The organism is Clostridium arbusti SL206, assembly GCF_000246895.1.
GTDB lineage: Bacteria > Bacillota > Clostridia > Clostridiales > Clostridiaceae > Clostridium_I > Clostridium_I arbusti.
Genome location: NZ_BAEV01000168.1, coordinates 1 through 3,256 on the forward strand (window position 1 = coordinate 1; position 3,256 = coordinate 3,256).

The following is a 3,256-nucleotide window of genomic DNA, read 5'->3' on the forward strand; positions in this document are numbered from 1 at the left end:
ATATACAATTTCTAGTATTCTTCTGAAATTTCTTATTAAATATTAGATCTACTGTAGCTATAATTAAAAATGCGTGCATAATAAGTGTAAAAATTAAGATACAAATAATTATTCTATTAAAGACATTTGCCGAAGCAAAAGAAAATAAATATATCACTAGAATTAAAATACTTGTAATACAAACAAAAGAATTTACAACAGGTATAATAAATGAAGAAAAATTATTTTTATTATAATAATAAGAAATAGCATTTAAAAACTTATTGTCGAATCTAAATGATACATCATCATATTGTAATGATTTTAAGTACTTAACTTCTTTTTCTAAATATAATTTTAAATTTACAACATTATTAGGATCTGAATGCTTTGAAAACTCATTTATTAAATCTATTATTTCTTTAGTAGCATATGGAAAAAGAGCATATAAATTTTCAAAAACTGATGAATATGAAAAAATACCATTTTGATACTGAATTATCGAAAAAAGTGCTTTCCCATAAAGCTTTAATGCATCATTAATTCTATTACAGCCTAACGTATCTGATTCTAATTTAGTTTTTCTAAACTCCTTAAAAATCCACAAAAATAAGATAATGATAATAGTATAGAATATAACTTCATAATTGCCATCATTAATTAATTTAATAATAAATTGTAATATCTTAGTTATACCATCCATAGTGTTCACCTCTTTAGTTCAATCAATAAATTTTTTAAGTAAGATATACATATAAAGGCTTTCCATCAAGTAAATTATAGCATTACATACAACAGTTCACTATCACTTATAATATAATTTATTTATTATCCTTGCTATAAATATTGGTGCTACCCCCTGTAAATTCGATCCATATCCTTATCTTCCTCCTAAAATACAATGTAATACAATCCCTATTTTGTTACATAATAATATAAGAATGGATTAGTTGAGCCATTCTTACTAATAATTATTTTATATATGTAACTTACTATATATATAGTACATTATATGTAACATATCATACGCAAAATAGATAAATATAAATAAAAAAGTCCTTGCCTAAACAAGAACCTTTCATCACGAATTCTGTGATGTTATCTTACAGAATAATTTATATTAACATTATACTACCTTGAATTTTAAAATAGGTCTAAAAAAAGTGTAACTTTCGTGTAACTTTTGTGTAACTTTTAATTATGAAATAAAAGTATAAGTACTATTATCAATAATAATATTTCTAGATTAATCTAATAAGAATTTTACTATAGTCATTTAACACATATATAGTACCACCATAAGTATTTTCAAATGTACCTTCATCAATCCCTTTACTACTTAATAATCCGTTAGAAAATAAATTTTCTAATATTTCATTATCTATTTGTTTATTATGTGATGTTATAGATCCATCTTCATCAATATACTTCAATTGAAAAATATCATCATAATAACATTTATCAATTATGTAACATAGCCTAAAATATTGTGATGAATTTATCTCTTCATCAAGTAATACTTTAAATAACTTTCCAATTAACTCTGCTTTTCTAGTATCGTCTAATCTATCAATAATTTGCAGTATCTTTATTCCAATCTTGGTTATATTTTTTTCATTTTCTAACTTATTAATAAATTTATTTATTTTATCTTGTGGGATGTCTTCAATATTAGTTAAAAAAGCACATAATTTTTCCATTAATAAATAGTCTCTAATACTTTTACCAGTTTTAAATAATGCAATTACAGTTTTTACAAATGGAATTTCTTTTAAGATACGATCTTGTAAAAAATTATCTAAAGCTACTTCTATATTATCAATCCCAGCATCCTTTATATCGTCAAAATTTATATTATTTTCTTTTATATTCTTCATCTTTAAAATATAATCTCCTATTCATTATATTCAACTATATCAGTTTGAGGATTAAAATGTGATTCTATATAAAGTCCTTCATCAAATAATTGATCTACATCCATTATATATGAATATTTAGACATATTATCAACCTTTATTCGTATCGGTTTATCTGAATCTCTATTAAGAACAACTAATCTATATTCTTTTTGATTTTTAAAATAAATATCTTTCCAGAGATATTTAGCAGGAGTATTTTTTGCAAATGATTCAGTTCTATCAATATAATTTTTAGAAAAATTACTATATTTCACCTTATTTCCAACACCTTTTATTCCTTGATTTTCAAATGAACTCTTTATATTATTAATAAAATCTCCAAAGGATATTATTAAGGCATATTTTCCAAAGTGTTTTCTAAATTCAGATTTTTCTTCTTCTTTAAAAAGTACATTACCTTTAAAGAAATCTTTTCCTTGTTCAATTATTTCAATACTACTATAATCTATGTAGCTTGTACATAATATATGCTTTTCAGAATCTTCTTTAGTTTTAATTACACTTTGCTTTGATGTTCCTGATAAAAATAACTTTCCTGTTTCATTATCATACATTTTAAAATTTACATCTGCTAATACATGTCTACCTTCATAATTATCTCCCATACCTTTTGTCTTAGTTTCTTGTTCCATTTTATGAAAATATTCTAAAGTATTTAAATATAAATTTCCTTGTTGTAATGATTCCAGGTTAGACTTTTCATCAGAGAATTTTATAAGCATTATTATTTTATCTTTAAGTTTATCTGACAGATCGTACATACAATCTTCCTTCTTTCTACTTAATATTAATATTTAATGAAAATTATATCATAGCTAATATATAAGCAAGTGAAAGTAACACAACTATAATTGTGTTACTTTCATTGATTTGCTAAAAATGGCTTAGTTAAGCTATTTATTAATCATTCTATATATATAAAATCTTTGAATGTAACATATTATAACAACTTTTTATATAATACATATATATTATGTTACATTTAAACGTCTATATTTTTTATTAATTATATCTTATCTATTGATAAACTTACTTCTTTTTATAATACACAACACCAAATTGATTTGTAACTCCATCTCCTGTAATACATGATTCAACAGTATAATTACCGCGATATCTTATTCCAGAATTTTTATTATCAGGACATTTAAAATCAATTTTATTATCCTTAGATTTAATAGCTATTGTTGGCATATCTTTATTATATTCATCAATAAAGAATATATTTGGTATATTTTCTATTTGCTTTATTATTAAAAACCATTTTTCATTACAAATCAACTCATTATTTAATTTAATATTTTGTTTATATTTCTTATATATTATACTATTAATAGTATCTGTTAAAGCCTTTATTA

At 22.3% G+C, this 3,256-nt stretch carries 4 protein-coding genes; all 4 read right to left on the minus strand.

Features of this window, described 5'->3' with window-relative positions:
- The coding region (locus tag RH99_RS17745) for a hypothetical protein (protein WP_010241519.1) at nucleotides 1-682 on the minus strand (682 nt) is incomplete at its 3' end.
- 538 nt (nucleotides 683-1,220) lie between these two features.
- A complete protein-coding gene (locus tag RH99_RS17750; RefSeq protein ID WP_010241520.1) occupies nucleotides 1,221-1,856 on the minus strand; it encodes a hypothetical protein in 636 nt (211 codons plus the stop codon).
- Nucleotides 1,857-1,873: 17 nt separating this feature from the next.
- On the minus strand, nucleotides 1,874-2,659 hold the full coding sequence (locus RH99_RS17755) for a hypothetical protein (RefSeq protein WP_010241521.1): 786 nt from the start codon (nucleotides 2,657-2,659) through the stop codon (nucleotides 1,874-1,876).
- Between the two features lie 268 nt (nucleotides 2,660-2,927).
- On the minus strand, nucleotides 2,928-3,256 hold a 329-nt coding region (locus RH99_RS19320), incomplete at its 5' end, for a hypothetical protein (RefSeq protein ID WP_010241522.1).

What these genes read in the sequence shown, in the direction of transcription:
- RH99_RS17755 (WP_010241521.1), bottom strand. Translation starts at nt 2,659, where the DNA reads ATGTACGATCTGTCAGATAAACTTAAAGATAAAATAATAATGCTTATA.
- RH99_RS17750 (WP_010241520.1), bottom strand. Translation starts at nt 1,856, where the DNA reads ATGAAGAATATAAAAGAAAATAATATAAATTTTGACGATATAAAGGAT.